Below are 19,333 nucleotides of genomic sequence, written 5' to 3' on the forward strand. Positions count from 1 at the left end.
CCGTGCGACGTCGGCTGGTGATCAGCTATCTGCTGCTGATGGTGCTGGTGCTGATCGCGTTGGAGACCCCGCTGGCGGTCACCCTGGCCAACCGGGAGACCGACCGCGTACGCGCCGACCGGCTCGCCGACGCCACCCGGTTCGCCTCGTTGGCCGGCCCGGCACTGCGCGGCGGCACCCCCGGCCCGCTCGCCAACGAGCTGCGCAGCTACGACGCCCTGTACGACATCGGCGCGGCGGTGGTCGACCGGGAGCGTCGGACGGTGGCGGCCTCCGGGAGCTGGCGGATGGCCCCGGGTTCCCGCGAGGCGTTGGACATGGCGCTCTCCGGCCAGCAGGCCAGCGGGCCGGACTCGGTGTGGCCGTGGGTCGACGGGCCGATCGTCGTGGCGGTGCCGATCAACGACGGTGGCGAGGTGCTCGGGGCGGTGGTCATCACCACCCCCGCCGATCCGGTCCGGCGGGCCGTGACCGTCTGGTGGCTGGCGCTGGCCGGAACGGGCCTGCTCGCCGTGCTGGCCTGCGTGCTGACCGCGTTCGGGCTGGCCGGCTGGGTGTTGCGCCCGGTCACCGAGCTGGACGCGGTCACCCATGAGATCGCCGAGGGGGACCGTGGCGCGCGGGTGCAGCACCGGCTCGGCCCGCCGGAACTGCGTCGCCTGGCGACCAGCTTCAACCACATGGCCGACGTCGTCTCCGACGTGATGGACCGGCAGCGGGCCTTCGTCGCCCACGCCAGCCATCAGCTGCGCAACCCGCTGACCGCGCTGCGGCTGCGCGTGGAGGAGCTGGGCCCGAGCCTCACCGACGCGGACGGGCGTGCCGAGCACCAACTGGCCCTGGAGGAGACCGACCGGCTGGCCCTCGTCCTGGACGCGCTGCTGACCCTGGCCCGCGCCGAGCGGCGGGAGAACCAGCGGGTCACCGTCGACGCGGCGGCCGTCGCCGCGTCCCGGGTGGCCGCCTGGGAGCCGCTCGCCCGGCACCACCGCATCACCCTCCGGCTGGTGGCCGGGGACGCCCCGGCGTACGCGCGGACCGTGCCGACCGCCATCGACCAGGCCCTGGACGCGCTGATCGACAACGCGGTCAAGTTCAGCGACGCCGGTGGGGAGGTGACGGTGACCGTCCGGCACGACGGCGACGGCACCGCGCTGGAGGTCCGCGACACCGGCCCGGGCATGACGGCGAGCCAGCTCGGGCAGGCGACCGAGCGGTTCTGGCGGGCCCCGGAGGTGCAGAACATCGACGGGGCCGGGCTGGGCCTCACCATCGTTGCCGTGCTGGTCGACGCCTCGGACGGGCGGCTCACCATGCGCGGGGGCGAGCCGCGCGGCCTGGTCGCCGGCCTCTGGTTCCCCGCCCCCGCCGCCCCCGCAGACGCCGCCCCCGCCGATGCCGCCGCTGGCCCCGCTGACGCCGCTCCAGGCGGTCCCGCTTCCGCCGACGCCGATTCCGGCGCCCCCGCCGGCCCGGCCCGCGACGACGCTCCCGCGTCACCCCCGGCGATGGCCGCCGCGCCGACCGCCGCTGGGCTCCCGTCGGTCCGTCGGCCACCGTGGCCGGCGCGGGCGGCCCGGGCGGCGCGGGCGGCCCGGGCGCCCGAGCGCTGAGCCCGGTCCGGTGCGGGTTGCCGCCAGGTAATGGGGTGCGGTCCCTGTCGAGCTGCCCCATCCATGAGACCTGCCCCGCACCACGGGGCAGCTCGACAGCGGCGTCGGATGCCGTAGGGGCGAGGCCTGGCGGCGTGGTGCGGGTCGGCACCGGCGCGGGGTGTCGTGGGGGCAGGGCTTGGCGGCGCGGTGCAGCTCGACGGCGGCGCAGGGGTGCCGCAGGGTCAGGGCTTGGCGGCGCGGTACCAGTCGGCGGCGCCGGGGTGCAGCGGCAGGGGAGCGGTGGCGATGGCCGAGCGGGGGCTCATCCGCCCGGCGGCCGGGTGCGCGGCGGCCAACTCCTGGCGGCGTTCCATCAGCAGCCGGGTCACCTCCCGGATCAGCGGCGTCGGCAGGTCGGCCCGGACGATCAGGAAGTTCGGGTTGGCCACCGTGGTCACCGGGTCGGTGCCGTACACCGAGCGGGGGATGTCGCGGGAGACGTAGACCTCCGGGTTGCTCTCGCGCAGCGGCCCGGTCCACTCGCCGAGGTCGACGATCCGAGTCGCGCTGTCGTCCGTGAGCTGCTCCAGCGCCCTGACCGGCAGCCCGCCGGAGAAGAAGAACGCGTCGATCGTGCCGGCCCGCAACGCCGCGACCGAGTCGTCGAGGCCGAGGTGCTCCTGGCGTACCCGGTCGCCGCCCAGGCGGGCCACCTCCAGCAGCCGGACGGCGGTGATCTCGGTGCCGGAGCCAGGCGCCCCCACGGACACCCGCCGCCCGCGCAGGTCGGTCAGGGTGCGGACGGGACCGCCGGCGGTGGTGACCAGGTGCAGCAGGTCGTCGTAGACCCGGGCGACCGCGACCACGGACGGGTGCGTCGCCGGCGCGGCCGGCAGCACGTCGGCCTGGGTGAAACCCAGCTCCGCCTCGCCGGAGCCGACCAGCCGGACGTTCTCCGCCGAGGCGGCGGTCACCACCACGCTGGCCCGGACGTCCGGCAGTTCCCGGTTGAGCACGGCGGCCAGGGACTGCCCGAAGGCGTGGTAGACCGCCGTCGGGCTGCCGGTCGCGATCCGGATCCGTACCGGTGGCTCGGGAGCGTCCTGGCAGCCGGCGACGCCGGGCAACGCCACCACCAGCAGCAGCGCCAGCAGCGCCGGCGGGCGGACACGGCGCGGGCGGACACGGCGGAACCCGGTGCGACTCACGCGCTGCACTCTGCGCCGTGCGGGCCGTCGCCGCAACCCGCCGCCCACCGACCGGGCTAGGAACCCGGCGGCGGGTGGGTGAAGATGGTCAGCTCGCTGCGGTACGCGACCGGGCCGCAGCGCCGCCGAAGGTGCTCATCCGGCAATCAGGACCGCTCGCGCAGGTGGGCGGGATCCAGCGCGGTGCTGTGCAGGATCCGCTGGCGGTCCGGGCCGTCGGCGACACAGACCAGGTAACAGCCGGTGCCGGGGCGCAGCAGCGCCGGAACGTCCAGCAGGGCGGCCCCGCGTACCAGGATGGCGGCCAGTTCCCGGTCGGTGATCCGGACGCCGAGGATGTGCCGGCGGACGTGCCGCCCACCGGCGAGCAGGGCGGCCCGCCAGGCGGCCGCCGCCAGCCGAGGCCGCCACGCCCGCCGTACGGTCGACGCGCCCGGGACCGGCCCGCCCAGCAGCTCGCGCCGGCCCTGCCGCCAACCGGCCTCCAGCGTCCTCGCGTACGCCGGCCGGTGCTGGTGCGGCACGGAGAGCCGGTGCAGCTCGAAGCGGCGGCGCAGGCCGCCCACGGTCACCTCGTGCTCGATGGGGACGTCCAGCCGGTGCAGGAGCTGACGCATGCGGTGCGCCGCCTCCTCCCGGTTGAACTCCACCGACGGGGGGCGGTGCTCCGCCGCCGGCCGGCGGTTGCCGACGACGGCCGGCGGGGGCGTGCAGCGCAGCAGGCAGGCGGCCTCGAACGCGTCGGCCAGGGTGGACCAGTCCAACGGCGGCGGCGTCGCGGGCAGGCGCGGCCGATCGAGCAGGATCTGTTCGGAAGCCAACGTGGGCACTCCTTGTCGGCGTCGGGGGTCCCTCTACCGTGGTCGCTCGACGCCGCCGGGGAAACCGATCGGCCCCAGCCTTGAGGAAATCTTGCGGCTGTCCTACAGCTCCGTGACGATCACGTCGACCTGGCGTGGCCGACCGGGCGGGGCGGGCTGCTCCAGCACCGGATACTTCAGGTCGCGCAGCGCGGTCAGCAGCCCGCCGACGGTGCGCGGCCGGGCGCCCGCGGTCAGCAGGTCGCGGACCAGCCGGCCCTTGGTGGCCTTGTTGAAGTGGCTCACCACCGACCGGACGGGCACGCCGTCGACCTCCCGCTCGTGCAGCACCCGGACGGTCACCGTGCGGTCGGCCACCTCGCCGCGCGGCGCCCAGGTGGCCGCGTACGCGCCGGAGCGCAGGTCGAGCACCGGCCCGTCGCCGGCCGCCGCGGCCATCGCCGGCGCGAGCGCCCGCCGCCAGTACGCCGACAGCGCGCCGAGCCCCGGCAGGCGTGCCCCGATCGGGCACCGGTAGGGCGGGATCCGGTCGGTGAGGCGTACCGCGCCCCAGAGCCCCGAGCTGATCAGCACCGACCGGCGGGCGGCCCGCTGCGCGGGCGCCGGCAGCGAGGCGAGATCGAGCGCCTCGTAGAGCACCCCGGTGTAGACGCGGCCGGCGGGCGCGGTGGCCGCCACCCGCAGCCGGGCGTTGCGGCGCAGCTCGCCGCGCTGGCCCTCGCTGATCCCCAGCGCCGCCTGGGCCGCCCCCTCGTCGCCGTCGGCGCTGAGCGCGACCAGCGCCGTCAGCACCTCCTCCCGGGCGCCGGTCAGCTCCGGCAGGGAGAGCCCGGCGAGGTCCAGCCGCCGGCCGGTGCCGGCGTCGGCCTTCCCCTCGGAGGGCGGCAGCAGGATGAGCATCGGTGACTCCTCGGCTCGGCGCGGCGTCCGCGCGCCGGTCCGGCCAGCGTACGGGCCGGCCCTACCGCCACGGCCGCACCGGCGTCTGGGGGTGGTACACGCGATACCCGCCCACGTCGGCGACCAGCGCGGCGTCGGCCCGGTCGCCCAGCAGCCGGCGCAGCCGCCGCTCCGCCGCCGAGTCGGCCGCCAGCACGTACCCGGGCCGGTCGGCCCGCCCCACCTGCCGCCAGTACGCCGGATAGCGGTTCTGCCCGGGGGTGAGGTCGCCGTCGAGCACCGCGCACACCACCGCCTCGGCCGTGTTGAAGATCAGCCGGTTGCAGGTCCAGTAGTCCCCGTACACCTCGCGGGGGCCGCCTGCGCGGAGCGTGTCGGCCAGGTCGCGGGCCTGCCGCTCCTCGATCCGGGACGCCGCGGTGCCGGTGGCCGCGAACAGCACGGTGACCACCAGCGTGGTCGCGGCCAGCGCGGCGAGCACGGCGGTGGAGAGCGCCCCGGCCAGGCGGCCGAACGCGCCGACCGTGCCCCGCCAGCAGGCGACCGCCGCCACCCAGAGCGGCCACAGCACCGCCGGCAGGGAGAGTTGGAGCACCGACAGGTAGCGGGCGTTGTCCAGCGGGCTGGTGGCGGCGAGCGGGCTGCGCACGTACGACAGCAGGGTCAACGCCGCGCCGACGACCAGCGCGAGGTGCACCACCGGGCCGACCCGCTCGCCGCGTGGGGCGCCCGCGGCCCGGCGGTACGCGAGGACGGCGAGCGCGGCGGCGACCGCCAGCAGCACGGGGTAGAGCAGCCCGAACCAGCCCTGCCAGCGGGCGCAGCCGTCCACCGGGCAGAGGCCGGCGGCGAGCGGCACCCCCTCCAGCAGCCCGCCGTCGAGGCGCCGCGACCACGGCGGCGTCGGCCCGGCCTTGGTGCTGATCTCGCGGAACACCGACAGCGAGTCCTCGCCGGGTGGGGCGAGCAGGTTGTCCCGGATCATCGGCGCGATCCCGACGGCGAACCCGGCCAGCAGCAGCGCCCCGGCCCAACCGAGCAGCTCCCGGCGGGCCACCCACGCCAGCACCAGCGCGGCCACCGCCAGGTAGGGCAGGATCAGCCAGTCCGACCAGACGGACACCCCGGCGAGCAGGCCGAAGAGCCCGACGGCCAGCCGGCGGTGCCGCACCGTTCCCCGGGCGAGTCCCACCGCGATCAGCAGCATCAGCAGCACCGCGACCTTGACCTCCGGGCGACCGCCGACCGCGGTCAGCTGGTCCCGGACGACCCGTTCCCCGCCGAGTGCCAGCAGGCCGACGATCCCGGTGGCGAACCAGGGCGAGCCGATCCGCCGGGTCAGCCGGTGGATCAGCCAGAGGAAGAGGGCGTAGAGCAGCAGCAGCGGCAGGCGCAGCAGCGGCCAGCCCGGCCCCGCCACCGCGATCAGCGGCGCGGCCAGGTACGACTCCAGCACCCCCATGTAGCGCTGCCCGTAGAGGAAGACCGGCAGCTCGCGGCCCTGGGCGATGTGCAGCGCGGCCAGCCCGAACGTCGCCTCGTCGCTGTTGGAGACGGGCACCGTGTGCAGGGTCAGGACCAGCCGGTAGCCGACCCCGGCGAGCCCGAACAGCAGCGCCACGAGCGCCGGCCGGTCGAGCTGCGGGCGCCACCGCCCACGCTTGCGCACTGGTTGCGACACGACCAACGCCCCCGTCGTCGTCCCGACCGGAGTGTTTCACGCCGCCGGGGCCGGCCGGGGCGGATCGGCGCAGCGCGGACGATCCGCCGGACCACGGCGGGCACGGCGGCGGGCCTCCCGGCGGCCGGGGAAGGCGTCGGGCCCTCCCGGCGGCCGGGGAAGATCGCCTCGCGTGGCCGAGGTGGCCGGGTTGTGGCAGGGTTGCTGACGTGCCACCCACTGCCGCCGGCCAGTTGGCCGTACCGAACCTGCACCGGGCCGCGCGGATCGAGGACGCCGTGCACTCGTTGGTCGAGCGCCGGCTGCGGCGCACCGGCTGGCGGACGAACGTCATCGCGTACACCGGCTACGGCGCGCCCGGCTGGGTGCGGGTGATGTGCCGGGTGCTGCTGAGCCGGCCGGACACCCGCCAACGCGGCCGGCTGGAGAAGGTGCGCGGGTGGCGCAGCTTCACCACGCTGCCTGCCAAGCACGTCACGGTCACCATCGAGGCCGGCGGGGAACGGCACGAGGCGCGGGCCGACCGCAGCGGGTTCGTCGACGCCGTGGTCGAGGCGGACCTGCCGCCCGGCTGGGGCTCGGTGCGGATCAGCCTGCCGGACGCCGAGCCGGTCGAGGCGCCGGTGCGCATCCTCGACCCGGAGGTGCGCTTCGGCATCCTCTCCGACATCGACGACACGGTCATGGTCACCGCGCTGCCCCGGCCGCTGCTCGCCGCCTGGAACACGTTCGTCCTCGACGAGCACGCCCGCAACGCCGTGCCCGGCATGGCGGTGCTCTACGAGCGGCTGGTCACCGCGCACCCGGGCGCTCCGGTCTTCTACCTCTCCACGGGCGCCTGGAACGTGGCGCCGACGCTGACCCGGTTCCTGTCCCGGCACCTCTACCCGGCCGGGCCGCTGCTGCTGACCGACTGGGGGCCGACTGCCGACCGCTGGTTCCGCAGCGGGCGGGAGCACAAGCGGGTCACCCTGGCCCGGCTGGCCAAGGAGTTTCCCGACGTGAAGTGGCTGCTGGTCGGCGACGACGGGCAGCACGACCCGGAGATCTACCGCGAGTTCGCCGCCGCCCACCCGGAGAACGTGGCCGGCGTGGGTATCCGCCGGCTCTCGCCCACGCAGGCGGTGCTGGCCGGTAGCCTGCCCACCCCGGCCGGCGAGTCGTCGGCGGGGCCGGTGGGGCAGAAGTGGCTCTCCGCGCCCGACGGCGCGGGCCTGTGGAAACTGCTGCGCGACGCCGGCCTGGTCTGACGCCCCCGCTGCCGGCGGGCGGCGGCCGCAGGCAGCGCTGCGGGTGGCGGCGGCTGCGGGCAAGCGGGTGGCGGGAGAGCCTGCTTCGCCCGGAGCGCCCTGCTCCGCCCGGAGCGGGACGACCTTGGGGAGCCTTTCTCGGAGCCCGTCACCGCCACTCGCGTCACGCAGAGTGGTGGAAGCCTCCTCCTGGCTACTTCCGCTCCGCTCGCTTTGCTCTGCAGCCATATCAGCACCAGGCACGCTGCGTTAGTGGCGCGTATCTGGCTGCAGAGCAAAGCGAGTGCGAAGGCATGGGGGTTTCCCCGGCGGAATGAGGCGAAGAGCCCGGTATCGCCCGTTTTCGGTGTGGGGCTGGATGTCCTGAGCTTTCCACAGGGCAAGTTCGATGACGCAGAGTAAGAATTTGAGGTCTTTGGCTAGAGAGTGACGCACCGTGAGTGGTGCGTGGTGAGAGTTGGGGTGGTTCCCATCAAGGTCGGGGGTTAGCGGCGGGGGAGTTCGGCCCGGGCGAGGTTCGCAGGGCGAAAAATTGTGAAGGATACTTGCGCAACAAGCCGGCAACATTGAACATCTTTTCGTGCGTAGAGATTATGGTCGATACCTGTCCGGGCTTGCGCTGGCGGCGGCGCTGGCGCTCGGCGCGGCCCTCCCCACGGCCGCCCCCGCCGCCCCGCCCGCCGGGCCGGGGACCGCGTCGGACACCGCGTCGGAGACCGTGCCCGTCGCCGCCCAGGCGGCCTGCGTGACCGACCCGGCCACCCCGAAGCGGCAGCTGCGCGGCATGTGGATCGCCAGCGTGGCCAACATCGACTGGCCCAGCCGCACGGGGCTCACGCCCGCCGCCCAGCAGGCGGAGTACCGGGGCTGGCTCGACCTGGCCAAGCAGCGTCGGATGAACGCCGTCGTCGTGCAGATCCGCCCGGCCGCCGACGCGTTCTGGCCGTCGACGTACGAGCCGTGGTCGCAGTGGCTCACCGGCACCCAGGGCGGCAACCCCGGCTACGACCCGCTGGCCTTCATGGTGGCCGAGGCGCACGCCCGCAACCTGGAGTTCCACGCCTGGTTCAACCCGTACCGGGTGGCGAACCACACCGACCTGACCAAGCTGGCGGCCAGCCACCCGGCCCGCAAGAACCCGGGCTGGACCGTCACCTACGGCGGGCACATCTACTACAACCCCGGCATTCCCGCCGTCCGCGCCTTCGTGCAGGACGCGATGCTGGACGCCGTCAAGCGCTACGACATCGACGCGGTGCACTGGGACGACTACTTCTACCCGTACCCGGTCAGCGGGGTGGCGTTCCCCGACCAGGCCACCTACGCCCAGTACGGCGCCGGTTTCAGCACCATCGGCGACTGGCGGCGCAACAACGTCAACCTGCTGGTCCGGGAGATGCGTGACAAGATCCGGGCGGCCAAGCCGTGGGTGAAGCTGGGTGTCAGCCCGTTCGGCATCTGGCGCAACGCCGGCACCGACCCGCTCGGCTCGCGCACCACGGGCCTCCAGTCGTACGACGCGATCTACGCCGACACCCGGCGCTGGGTGCGGCAGGGGTGGGTCGACTACATCGCCCCGCAGATCTACTGGCACATCGGCCACCCGGCGGCCGACTACGCGGAGCTGGTCCGCTGGTGGTCCGAGACCGTGGCCGGCACCGACGTGCAGCTCCTCGTGGGGCAGGCCACCTACCGCGCGGGCGCGTCCGGGCAGGACGCCGCCTGGCAGGACCCGGCCGAGCTGACCGACCACCTCACGCTGAACCGCAGCTACCCGAGGATCGTCGGCGACATCCACTTCAGCGCCAAGGACGTCCGCGCGGACCGCATCGGCGCCGTCTCCCGGACGGCGACCGACCACTACCGCCGGCCCGCGCTGGCGCCGGCCGGGGTGGGCGGCGCCGCGCCCGCCGCCCCGAACCTCACCTCGGCGGTACGCGGCACCGGCGGCGTGACCCTCACCTGGCAGCGCGGCGCCACCGGCAGCACCGCCGCGTACGCGGTGTACCGGCTGCCCGGCGACGGCGCGGTCGACGCCTGCGACCTGGCCGACGCCCGCAACCTGCTCGGCACGGTCCGCGCCTCGGGCGGCACCGGGACGTTCACCGACGCCACCGCTGCGGTCGGCTCGACGTACCGTTACCTGGTGACGGCGCTCGACCGGCTGCACCACGAGAGCGCCGCGAGCAACGCGCGGGTGGTCACCGGCACCGGCGGTACGTTCAGTGTGATCGTGGACAACGCCACGGCCGGCGGCTTCACCGCAGCCGCCACCTGGGGCACGTCGTCGTACCTCCCGGCGCGCTACGGGGCCAACTACCGGTTCGCCAGCCCGCAGGCGGTCAGCGACCCGGCCTGGTTCACCGCGACGCTCCCCGCCGCGGGCTCGTACCGGGTCGAGGTCTGGTACCCGGCCGACCCCGGCTACAACAGCGCCACCCCGCACCTGGTGGCGACGGCGAACGGGAACGTGACCGCCACCGTCGACCAGCGCAGCGGCGGCGGGCAGTGGCGGGTGCTCGGCACCTACGACCTTGCCGCGGGGACGCGCCAGGTCGTCGGGGTCAGCCGCTGGACCAGCACCCAGGGGTACGTCGTCGCCGACGCCGTCCGGATCACCCGCCTCTGATCCCAGCCGGTCTCTCGGCCGCAGGCGCCCTCCTCTTCCCGCCCTTCGGAAGAACCGTTCCGCCTCTTGGGAGGGTTGGAGATCTTGGTAGGAATCGGCCCCTCCAGGGGCCGATTCCTACCAAGATCTTCCGTGCGGTGGGTCGTCGCCCCGGCTGGTCGTCGAGGATGGGGCTCCTGGTCGTGGTACACCGTGCGAGGGCGACGCCCGGCTCAGTCGCGGCGCAGCCAGAGCACGCCGAGCGGGGGCACCCGCAGCGCCGCCGAGGCGGGCAGCCCGTGCCACGGCACGTCCTCGGCGTGCACGGCGCCCAGGTTGCCGACCCCCGAGCCGCCGTAGTGGTGGGCGTCGGTGTTGAGCACCTCCGCCCAGGTGCCGCCGGCCGGCAGCCCGACCCGGTAGTCCTCCAGCGGCAGGGCGGAGAAGTTCGCCACGCAGACCAGGGTCGCGCCGTCGGGGGCGATCCGGACGAACGAGACGGTGTTGTTGGCGACGTCGTCGCCGGCGATCCAGCGGAAGCCCGCCGGCTCGGTGTCCTGCGCCCACAGCGCCGGGGTGTCCCGGTAGACGCGGTTCAGGTCGCCGACGAGCCGCTGCACCCCGGCGCGGGCCGGGTCGTGCAGCAGGTACCAGTCGAGGCCCCGCTCCTCGCTCCACTCCCGGTCGTCGGCCAGCTCGCAGCCCATGAAGAGCAGCTGCTTGCCCGGGTGCGCCCACATGTACGCCAGCAGGGCGCGTACGTTGGCCAGCCGCTGCCAGGTGTCGCCGGGCATCTTGCCGGCCAGGGAGCCCTTGCCGTGCACCACCTCGTCGTGGCTGATCGGCAGCACGTAGTTCTCGCTCCAGGCGTACGCCAGGGAGAACGTGAGCTGATGGTGGTGGTGCTGCCGGTGGACGGGGTCCTTCGACGTGTAGAGCAGGGTGTCGTGCATCCAGCCCATGTTCCACTTGAAGCCGTACCCGAGCCCGCCGTCGGCCGTGGCGCGGGTGACCCCCGGCCAGGCGGTGGACTCCTCGGCGATCATCGTCACCCCGGCGTGGTGCTTGTAGACCGTCGCGTTGACCTCCTGCATGAAGGCGATGGCCTCCAGGTTCTCCCGGCCGCCGTGCCGGTTGGGCAGCCACTGCCCCTCCTGGCGGGAGTAGTCCAGGTAGAGCATCGAGGCGACCGCGTCCACCCGCAGCCCGTCGACGTGGAACTGGTCGCACCAGTAGAGCGCGTTGGCGACCAGGAAGTTGCGCACCTCCGGGCGGCCGAAGTCGAAGACGTACGTGCCCCAGTCGGGGTGCTCGCCCCGGCGCGGGTCGGGGTGCTCGTAGAGGGCGGTGCCGTCGAAGCGCCCGAGGGCCCACTCGTCCTTGGGGAAGTGCGCCGGCACCCAGTCCAGGATCACGCCGATGCCGGCGGCGTGCAGCGCGTCCACGAGGTGACGGAACTCGTCGGGGTCGCCGAAGCGGGACGTCGGCGCGTAGTAGCCGGTGACCTGGTAGCCCCAGGAGCCGCCGAACGGGTGCTCCATCACGGGCAGCAACTCCACGTGGGTGAAGCCCAGCTCCGTGACGTACGCGGTCAGCTGCTCGGCCAGCTCCCGGTAGCTCAGCCCGGGGCGCCACGAGCCGAGGTGCACCTCGTAGACGCTCATCGGCTCCTGGTGCGGCTGCCGCCGGGCCCGCCGCGCCAGCCAGTCGGCGTCGCCCCACTCGTACGTCGAGTGGTGCACCACCGACGCGGTGGCCGGCGGCACCTCCGCGTACGCCGCCAGGGGGTCGGCCTTGTCCCGCCACTGCCCGTCGGCGCCCAGGATCCGGTACTTGTAGCGGGCGCCCGCCCCGACGCCCGGGACGAACAGCTCCCACACCCCGCTGCCGCCGAGCGAGCGCATCGGCCAGCCGTCGTCCGGCGCCCAGCCCGCGAAGTCCCCGACCACCCGCACCCCGCGCGCGTTCGGCGCCCAGACGGTGAACGCCACGCCCTCGTCGAAGACCCGGGCGCCGAGTGCCTCCCAGAGCCGCTCGTGCCGGCCCTCGCCGATGAGGTGCAGGTCCAGCTCGCCCAGGGTGGGCGGGTAGCGGTACGGGTCGTCGTGGGTCCGGCCGTCGACCTCGACGCGGTAGTCGAGCACCTCGCCCGCGACCTCCGCCTCGAAGACGCCGACGTCGTGCACCCGCCGCATCCGGTGCCGCTCGCCGTCGACGACGAGGGCGACGTCGGCGGCGCCCCGGCGCAGCGTCCGGACGACCGTCCGCCCGTCGGCCGGGTGCGCGCCGAGGACGGCGTGCGGGTCGTGCGTGGCGCCGGCGATCAACTGGTCCATCGGGCGTCGTCCTTCTGGGCGGGAGCGGTGGGGGCGGTGCCGCCCGAGAGGTCGTCGGGGACGTCTTCGACGGTCAGATCCGGCGCCGCCTGCGCCGGCACGGGGCCGGCACCGGGCGCGGGTCGCCGCACCGTCAGCACGTGCGCCGGTTGCAGGTACGGGTCGAGGCGCACGGCGTTGCGCTGCCCCCAGTCGTAGCTGGCGCCGGTCAGCTCGTCGCGCACGGTGAACCGGTCGTGCCAGTCGAGGCCGAGCGCGGGCATGTCCAGCGTGGTGTTGCCCCACTGCACGGCCTGCGGGTCGAACGAGCAGACGACGAGGACCGTGTTGCCCGTGTCCGGGTCGTGCTTGGACCAGCAGAGCAGCGCCGGGTTGTCGATGTCGTGGAAGACCAGGTTGCGCAGCTGGTGCAGGGCCGGGTTCTCCCGGCGTACGCGGTTGAGCACCGCGATGAACGGCGCGAGGGAGCGGCCCTGAGCCTGCGCGCCGGCCCAGTCCCGGGGGCGCAGCTCGTACTTCTCGTTGTCGAGGTATTCCTCCGCGCCGGGGCGGGCGACGTGCTCGAACAGCTCGTAGCCGGCGTACATGCCCCAGGAGGGGGAGAGCAACGCGGCCAGCACCGCCCGGATCTTGAACATCGGCGGGCCACCGTGCTGCAACGACTCGTGCAGGATGTCCGGCGTGTTCGGCCAGAAGTTGGGCCGCATGTAGTCGGCCGCCTCGACCAGCTCCTCGCAGTACGCCCGCATCTCCGCCGCCGACGTGCGCCAGGTGAAGTACGTGTACGACTGGGTGAAGCCGATCTTGCCCAACCCGTGCATGATCGCCGGACGGGTGAACGCCTCGGCGAGGAAGAGCACGTCCGGGTCGACCTTCTTCACCTCGGCGATCAGCCAGTGCCAGAAGTCGAACGGCTTGGTGTGCGGGTTGTCCACCCGGAAGATCCGGATGCCCTCGCCGACCCAGTGCAGCACCACCCGCAGGACCTCGGCCCGGATGCCCTCCGGGTCGTTGTCGAAGTTGACCGGGTAGATGTCCTGGTACTTCTTCGGCGGGTTCTCCGCGTACGCGATGCTGCCGTCGGCCCGGGTGGTGAACCACTCCGGGTGCTCGGTCACCCACGGGTGGTCCGGCGCGCACTGCAACGCCAGGTCCATCGCCACCTCCAGGCCCTGCTCGGCGGCGGCGACGACGAAGTCGCGGAAGTCCTCCGGCGTACCCAGGTCGGGGTGGATGGCGTCGTGGCCGCCCTCGGCGGCGCCGATGGCCCACGGCGAGCCGACGTCGTCCGGCCCGGCGGTCAGCGAGTTGTTGGGGCCCTTGCGGTTGACCCGGCCGATCGGGTGGATCGGCGGCAGGTAGAGCACGTCGAAGCCCATCGCCGCGACGCCGGGCAGGCGCTCGGTGGCGGTGGCGAACGTGCCGGAGCGGGCCGGCGCGTCGGCGGTGGCCGGGACCGCCCCCTCCGAGCGGGGGAAGAACTCGTACCAGGTGGAGAAGAGCGCCCGCCGGCGGTCCACCCACAGCCGGTGCTCCGCGCCGGTGGTGACCAGCTCGCGGACCGGGTGCTCCCAGAGCAGGTCGGCCAGCTCCAGCGCGGGGGAGACCCGCCGGGGCAGCTCCCTGTCGGCGTCGCCCAGCGCCGCCACGGCCGCGCGGACCCGCCCCGCGTCGCCGGCCGGCACCAGCTCCACGGCCGCGGTCAGCACCCGGGCGCCCTCGGCGAGGTCGTTGGCCAGGTCCGCCGGCCCCTGACCGGCGGCGATCTTCTTGGTGACCGCGTTCTGCCAGGTCAGGTACGGGTCCTGGAACGCCTCGACGGTGAAGGTCCACTCGCCGACCGCGTCGGGGCGGATCACCGCGTGCCAGCGGTCCTGCCCGGGCTCGCCGGGGCGCATCCGGGTGAACGGTCGGGCCCGCCCGTCGGGACCACGCCAGACCACGTTGCAGCCCAGCGCGTCGTGCCCCTCCCGGTAGGCGCGGGCCGACACCGGCACCGGCTCGTCGACCACCGCCTTGGCCGGGTAGCGACCGCAGGAGACGACGGGGGAGACGTCTTCGATCGGGAACCGTCCAGTCACCGGTTCAACCTACTGCGCGAGATCCTTTCGCGCGCGGCCAAGCACCCCATCGCCCTCCCTCCCGACGTGTCCAGAGAGGTCCGGTCGGGCCCGGCGGACACCTGGTGCCCGCACCATCCGCCCGAGTCCGCCGTCGTCGCTCAAGGCGCGGCGGCTGGCGTGGTCACGGTGGCTGGCGTGGGCACGGTGGCGGGGTGTGGATGGTGGCGTTGTAGATCTTGGTACCAAATGGCCCCTCCAAAGGCCGTTTCCTGCCAAGATCTACTGCTGTCCCGAGATTCGGAACGCTATGCCCAGGGGGTGGAAGATTGGGGTTCAGGCGGGCGGTTCGGTTGCCACGAACGAGCCCTTGCCCTGGTGGACCTCGATCCAGCCCCGCTCATCCAGGATCCAGAGGGCCCGTTTGATCGGGTTGTCGGACGAGTTGTACTGGCGGGCGAGTTCGGCGATCGTGGGCAGCTTGTCGCCGGGCTTGAGTGTGCCGCTTCGGATCGAAGTGGTGATGTCATCAACCACCTGCTCGTAGACAGGCTTGCGGGGCATGGGGGCCACCTCTCGTCAGCCCGCCCAGCGTCCCACTACGCGCGACACGGTGTGGACCCTGTGTTGACTCTGGGTACTAAGGGTCCTAAGTTCCGAGTGGCAGGGGTTCTCTCGTCAGCAGCGGAGTGCCCCCGGGGCCGGGCGAGGGAACGCGGATGTCCTCTCCGCCCGACCCGCCCTGACCCACACCTCGCCTTGAGCCGCACCGCGCCCTGATCCACACCGCATGCTTCGCGCACCTCGTTCTGACCGCACGTGTCGTACTCACCCGCAGGGAGGTTCACCATGCAGGAGCGTCCGCCCGACGGGCCGCTGCCGGCGGCGCATCCGGTTCCGGGTGCCCGCGCTCGGCAACCCGACGGGGATCAGGTGCCCTGTCCGCCCCGCCCGCAGCGCGCGCCGCTCACCCGTCGCCAGTACGCCTACGGCATCACGGTGGCGCTGCTCGTACTCGTGCTCGTCGCGGCCGGGATCCTGCGGTGAGCGGGACGGGCCGGCGGTGACCGGCCTGCCGGTGGGCCGGCGGGTCGCCCAGTGGCGGGTACGGCGCAACATGACCCAGCAGCAGTTCGCCGACCGCCTCGGCAAGTCGAAGAGCTGGGTGGACAAGGTCGAGCGCGGAGTGCGCCCGCTGGAACGGATGTCCAACCTGCGGGAGGTCGCCGAGGCGCTGCGGATCGACCTGGAGGTTCTGCTCGCGGAGCGGATCGGGCAACCGGACGTCGCCGTCGCCGGTGTGGCGCGGGTCCGGGCCGCCCTGGCCCGCTACCACGTCGAGGCGTCGTCCCGGCCGCCCGACGTCGCGACGGTGCGGGCCCGCCTCGATCATGCCGAGCAGAGCTACCGGCACGCCCGGTATCCGATCCTGCTCGGCCTGCTGCCCGGGTTGCTCGACGCCGCCCGCGAGGCGCGGGTCGCCCGCCCCGGCCGGGCTGCCGACGAGCTGCTGGTGTCCGCGTACGGGCTCGTCGCCCTGGTACTGGTCAAGGTCGGTCAGGGGGAGTTGGCGTGGCTGGCCGCCGACCGGGGGATGGCCGTGGCGCTGGCCACGGACGATGCGCGGCTGGCCGCCGTCGCCACCGTACCGCTGAGTCAGGCGTTGCGGGCCGTCGGCCGGCGGCGCTCCGCGATGGAGACGGCGCTCGTGGCCGCCCGCCGTCTCCCGCCGCGCGAGCCGGCCGAGGGTGCCCTGTCGCCGGGCGGTGACGGTGCCCCGTCGCTGCGCGTGACGTTGCTGCTCCAGGCCGCCCTCGCCGCTGCCGGCCGGGGAGACGAGCACCGGGTGGCCGGCCTGCTCGGCCAGGCCGCGGCAGCGGTCGGCACCGTCGGCGGCTTCGGCCGGGCGTCGGTCGAGGCGGCGCGGGTGGTGGCCGAGGCCGCCGTCGGAGACGTGCAGGCGACGACGGTACGGCACGAGCGGCTGGTCTGCGGTGAGCAGTGGCGGTGGCTGCCGCCCGAGCACCGGGCGGCGTACCTGCTCGACGTGGCCCGCGTACACGCTCTCGCCGGCGACATGGTCCGGGCGGGGCGGGCGCTGCTGGACGCCGAACGCACCGCGCACAGCGAGGTGCACGACCGGCCGGCGGTGCGCGACCTGGTCGCCACCGTGGCCCGGTACGCCGCCGCCCCCGCCGGCCTGGCCCGCCTCGCCGCCGCCCTGCACGTCACCTGACGCTGCCGCATCGCCTGCCCGTACCTCACTTCCGACACGTATCGTTCGTATTACGTGGTAGGAGGAGGCGTCATGAAGCTCAACAGCAAGGGCCAGGTCACGATCCCGGCCGCGTTGCGGGCTCGACACGGGCTGCACGAGGGCGACGAGGTCGACGTCGTGGAGGAGGGCGGTGCACTGCGGATCGTCCGGATTAGCGGCGCGGAGAGCAGAGGGCAGCGCTTGGTTCGGCACATGCGCGGTCGTGGCGGTGCGAAGCAGACCCGCGGGATGTCCACCGACGAGCTGATGGAGCTGCTACGTGGGGAGTGAAAGACTCCGCGCGCTGGCACCGCGGCCCGTCGACTCCGCCACGACGCTGGTGGATACGAACGTGCTGCTCGACATCTTCACCGAGGACCCGAACTGGGCGGGCTGGTCGAGTGATGCCCTCGCCGCCGCCCGGGACACCGGCGCCCTGGTGATCAACCCGATCGTCTACGCCGAGGTCTCCGTCCGGTTCGACACCATCGAGGAGCTCGACGAGGCGCTTCCGGCGGCGGACCTCCTCCGCGAGGAACTGCCCTACCTGGCCGGGTTCCTGGCCGGGAAGGCCTACGCGAGATACCGCTCCCAGGGAGGGGCCAAGCGATCGCCGATCGCCGACTTCTACATCGGGGCGCACGCAGCGGTGTGCGGGTACCGGTTGCTCACCCGCGACGGCACCCGCTACCGCACCTATTTCCCGAAGCTCGATCTGATCACCCCGACGGGCTGAGGCCGCGCGGCCAGCGAGCCGGCCGGCGTTTCGCCGCCGCCCTGCACGCCACCTGACCCCGCTTCGCCATCAGGCGAAGTGGCGTCCGGATCGCCAGTCTTCGGCGTTCTCGCGCCATATCGGCCAGGTGCGCCACAGGAACACACCGCCACCCGATCCCAACGCCACGACCAGGCCGATGCCGACCCACGCCGCGTACCGGTCGTCGCCGATGCGTACGTCGCGCACGATCGCGTCGGGTGAGGCGGGGTCATAGACCACGGTGGCCGCATCGCCCACCCGCGGCCGTGGACGCCAGTAGTAGTCGCTGACCTGCGTGACGACGTCATGGCCGTCGGCGGTGGTGAACGAGGCCACCACGTACGAGTCCCGCTGAAGACCGTGCACTTCCAGCACCGTCGCCGTGGCGCGCACGCCGTACGTGTTCAACCGGTGCGTGCGGTACGCCGAGTCGATCTGGAGCAGTAAGAGCCCCACGGCCCCGACCAGCAGGACCACGAGGCTGAGCAGAGGGTGGCGCAGCCAGTACCCGGGCAGCCACCGGCTGCGCAGCCGGATCGGCGCACGTCTCCTCCGCCAGCCCATGCCGCCATTCTGCCCACCGTCGGCGACTGGGGTCTCGACGGTCAGGTGCCGGATCGACGACCCTGCCGACTCACTTCAGCAGCGAGCGGTAGAGGTCGAGGGTGCGGGCGGCGATGGTGTCCCAGGAGAAGTGGTCGACGGCGCGTTGCCGGCCGGCCCGGCCGAAGTCGGCGGTGCGAGCCGGGTCGGCGAGCAGCTCGTTCATCGCCGCCGCCAGGTCGGCCACGAAGCGGTCCGGGTCCAGCGGCCGGCCGGAGCCGTCGGTGGCCTGCTCGATGGGGACCAGCAGCCCCGTCTCGCCGTCGGTGACCACCTCGGGGATGCCGCCGGTGGCGGTGGCCACCACCGCCGTCTCGCAGGCCATCGCCTCCAGGTTCACGATGCCCATCGGCTCGTAGACCGAGGGGCAGACGAAGACCGTGGCGTGGGTGAGCACCTGGATCACCTCGTGCTTGGGCAGCATCTCCGCGACCCACACCACCCCGGAGCGCGTCGCCCGCAGCTCCGCCACCAGGCCCTCCACCTCGGCGGCGATGTCCGGGGTGTCCGGTGCGCCGGCGAGCAGCACCAGCTGGGTGTCCGCCGGCAGGTCCCGCGCCGCGCGCAGCAGGTAGGGCAGGCCCTTCTGCCGGGTGATCCGCCCCACGTACACCACGCTGGGCAGGGCCGGGTCGATGCCGAGCCGGTCCACCACGTCCGTGCCGTGGTCCGGGGCGTACTGCGCCGTGTCGATGCCGTTGTGCACCACCCGGACCCGGTCCGGGTTCACCGCCGGATAGGCGGTCAGCACGTCGCGTCGCATCCCCTCGCTGACCGCGACGATTGCGTCGGCCGCCTCGAACGCCGTGCGCTCGCACCAGGAGGAGAGTGCGTAGCCGCCGCCGAGCTGCTCGGCCTTCCACGGCCGCAGCGGCTCCAGGCTGTGCGCGGTCACCACGTGCGGCACGCCGTGCAGCAGCTTCGCCGTGTGCCCCGCGAAGTTGGCGTACCACGTGTGGCTGTGCACCACCTCGGTGCCGGCGCAGGCCGCGGCCATCTCCAGGTCCACGCCCATCGTCCGCAGCGCGGCGTTCGCGCCGGTCAGGCCCGCCGGTTCGGCGTACGCGGTGACACCCGCCTCGGTGCGCGGCGCGCCGAAGCAGTGCACCCGTACGTCGGCGAGCCGGCGCAGCTCCCGGGCCAGGTACTCGACGTGCACACCGGCGCCGCCATACACCTCGGGCGGGTACTCACGGGTCAGCAGGTCGACGCGCAGCCCGGCGGAGTCGTTCATGAACGGCACCCTAGTGCAGAACG

15 protein-coding genes and 1 pseudogene are annotated in these 19,333 nt (G+C 73.9%); 7 read left to right on the forward strand and 9 right to left on the reverse strand.

What is annotated here, in order from left to right; translation table 11 throughout:
* Positions 1 to 2: 2 nt before the first annotated feature.
* Positions 3 to 1,382, forward strand: a pseudogene (locus RM555_RS17875) (ATP-binding protein); the annotation flags it as partial.
* 455 nt (positions 1,383 to 1,837) lie between these two features.
* Here the strand turns inward: RM555_RS17875 and RM555_RS17880 are convergent.
* From RM555_RS17880 to RM555_RS17895, 4 genes are all read right to left on the reverse strand, one after another.
* Complete coding sequence (locus RM555_RS17880; RefSeq protein ID WP_396888794.1) at positions 1,838 to 2,812, reverse strand: TAXI family TRAP transporter solute-binding subunit; 975 nt, start codon at positions 2,810 to 2,812, stop codon at positions 1,838 to 1,840.
* A 137-nt stretch (positions 2,813 to 2,949) separates the two neighbouring features.
* Entirely contained in the window at positions 2,950 to 3,624 is a 675-nt protein-coding gene (locus RM555_RS17885) for a hypothetical protein (RefSeq protein ID WP_311412829.1), read from the reverse strand.
* Positions 3,625 to 3,726: 102 nt separating this feature from the next.
* Entirely contained in the window at positions 3,727 to 4,524 is a 798-nt protein-coding gene (gene yaaA / locus RM555_RS17890) for a peroxide stress protein YaaA (RefSeq protein ID WP_311412830.1), read from the reverse strand.
* Between the two features lie 61 nt (positions 4,525 to 4,585).
* The gene (locus RM555_RS17895; RefSeq protein ID WP_311412831.1) at positions 4,586 to 6,205 is read right to left on the reverse strand and encodes a hypothetical protein; all 1,620 of its coding nucleotides are present in this window, start codon (positions 6,203 to 6,205) and stop codon (positions 4,586 to 4,588) included.
* 209 nt (positions 6,206 to 6,414) lie between these two features.
* Between RM555_RS17895 and RM555_RS17900 the strand changes: the two genes are divergently transcribed.
* Positions 6,415 to 7,455 carry an App1 family protein gene (locus tag RM555_RS17900; protein WP_311412832.1) on the forward strand — a complete coding sequence of 347 codons (1,041 nt, stop codon included), beginning with the start codon at positions 6,415 to 6,417 and terminating at the stop codon, positions 7,453 to 7,455.
* A gap of 580 nt (positions 7,456 to 8,035) precedes the next feature.
* Positions 8,036 to 10,084 (forward strand): family 10 glycosylhydrolase, encoded by a 2,049-nt coding sequence (locus RM555_RS17905; RefSeq protein WP_311412833.1) that lies wholly within the window; start codon positions 8,036 to 8,038, stop codon positions 10,082 to 10,084.
* Positions 10,085 to 10,296: 212 nt separating this feature from the next.
* Here RM555_RS17905 and glgB read toward each other — a convergent pair whose 3' ends face one another.
* From glgB to RM555_RS17920, 3 genes are all read right to left on the reverse strand, one after another.
* Positions 10,297 to 12,399, reverse strand: a complete 2,103-nt coding sequence (gene glgB, locus RM555_RS17910) for a 1,4-alpha-glucan branching protein GlgB (protein ID WP_311412834.1) — start codon at positions 12,397 to 12,399, stop codon at positions 10,297 to 10,299.
* Entirely contained in the window at positions 12,387 to 14,480 is a 2,094-nt protein-coding gene (locus tag RM555_RS17915; RefSeq protein ID WP_311412835.1) for an alpha-1,4-glucan--maltose-1-phosphate maltosyltransferase, read from the reverse strand. The genes glgB and RM555_RS17915 overlap by 13 nt, the downstream gene beginning before the upstream one ends.
* Positions 14,481 to 14,795: 315 nt before the next feature.
* Complete coding sequence (locus tag RM555_RS17920; RefSeq protein WP_311412836.1) at positions 14,796 to 15,023, reverse strand: winged helix-turn-helix domain-containing protein; 228 nt, start codon at positions 15,021 to 15,023, stop codon at positions 14,796 to 14,798.
* Between the two features lie 285 nt (positions 15,024 to 15,308).
* Here RM555_RS17920 and RM555_RS17925 point away from each other — a divergent pair, with 285 nt between their 5' ends.
* The 4 genes from RM555_RS17925 (at position 15,309) to RM555_RS17940 (ending at position 17,452) form a co-directional block, all read left to right on the forward strand.
* On the forward strand, positions 15,309 to 15,506 hold the full coding sequence (locus tag RM555_RS17925) for a hypothetical protein (RefSeq protein ID WP_311412837.1): 198 nt from the start codon (positions 15,309 to 15,311) through the stop codon (positions 15,504 to 15,506).
* A 16-nt stretch (positions 15,507 to 15,522) separates the two neighbouring features.
* Positions 15,523 to 16,695, forward strand: coding sequence for a helix-turn-helix transcriptional regulator (locus RM555_RS17930; protein WP_311412838.1), 1,173 nt, complete (start codon positions 15,523 to 15,525; stop codon positions 16,693 to 16,695).
* Positions 16,696 to 16,767: 72 nt separating this feature from the next.
* On the forward strand, positions 16,768 to 17,007 hold the full coding sequence (locus RM555_RS17935) for an AbrB/MazE/SpoVT family DNA-binding domain-containing protein (RefSeq protein ID WP_311412839.1): 240 nt from the start codon (positions 16,768 to 16,770) through the stop codon (positions 17,005 to 17,007).
* Positions 16,997 to 17,452: a type II toxin-antitoxin system VapC family toxin gene (locus tag RM555_RS17940; protein WP_311412840.1), complete on the forward strand. Its 456-nt coding sequence runs from the start codon at positions 16,997 to 16,999 to the stop codon at positions 17,450 to 17,452. The genes RM555_RS17935 and RM555_RS17940 overlap by 11 nt, the downstream gene beginning before the upstream one ends.
* A 69-nt stretch (positions 17,453 to 17,521) precedes the next feature.
* Here RM555_RS17940 and RM555_RS17945 read toward each other — a convergent pair whose 3' ends face one another.
* Together RM555_RS17945 and glgA are read right to left on the reverse strand one after the other, a co-directional pair.
* Positions 17,522 to 18,037: a DUF3592 domain-containing protein gene (locus RM555_RS17945; RefSeq protein WP_311412841.1), complete on the reverse strand. Its 516-nt coding sequence runs from the start codon at positions 18,035 to 18,037 to the stop codon at positions 17,522 to 17,524.
* A gap of 70 nt (positions 18,038 to 18,107) precedes the next feature.
* Complete coding sequence (gene glgA, locus RM555_RS17950) at positions 18,108 to 19,310, reverse strand: glycogen synthase (RefSeq protein ID WP_311412842.1); 1,203 nt, start codon at positions 19,308 to 19,310, stop codon at positions 18,108 to 18,110.
* Positions 19,311 to 19,333 lie beyond the last annotated feature (23 nt).

Origin of the sequence: Micromonospora reichwaldensis (assembly GCF_031845925.1) — a bacterium.
Classification (GTDB): Bacteria; Actinomycetota; Actinomycetes; order Mycobacteriales; family Micromonosporaceae; genus Micromonospora; species Micromonospora reichwaldensis.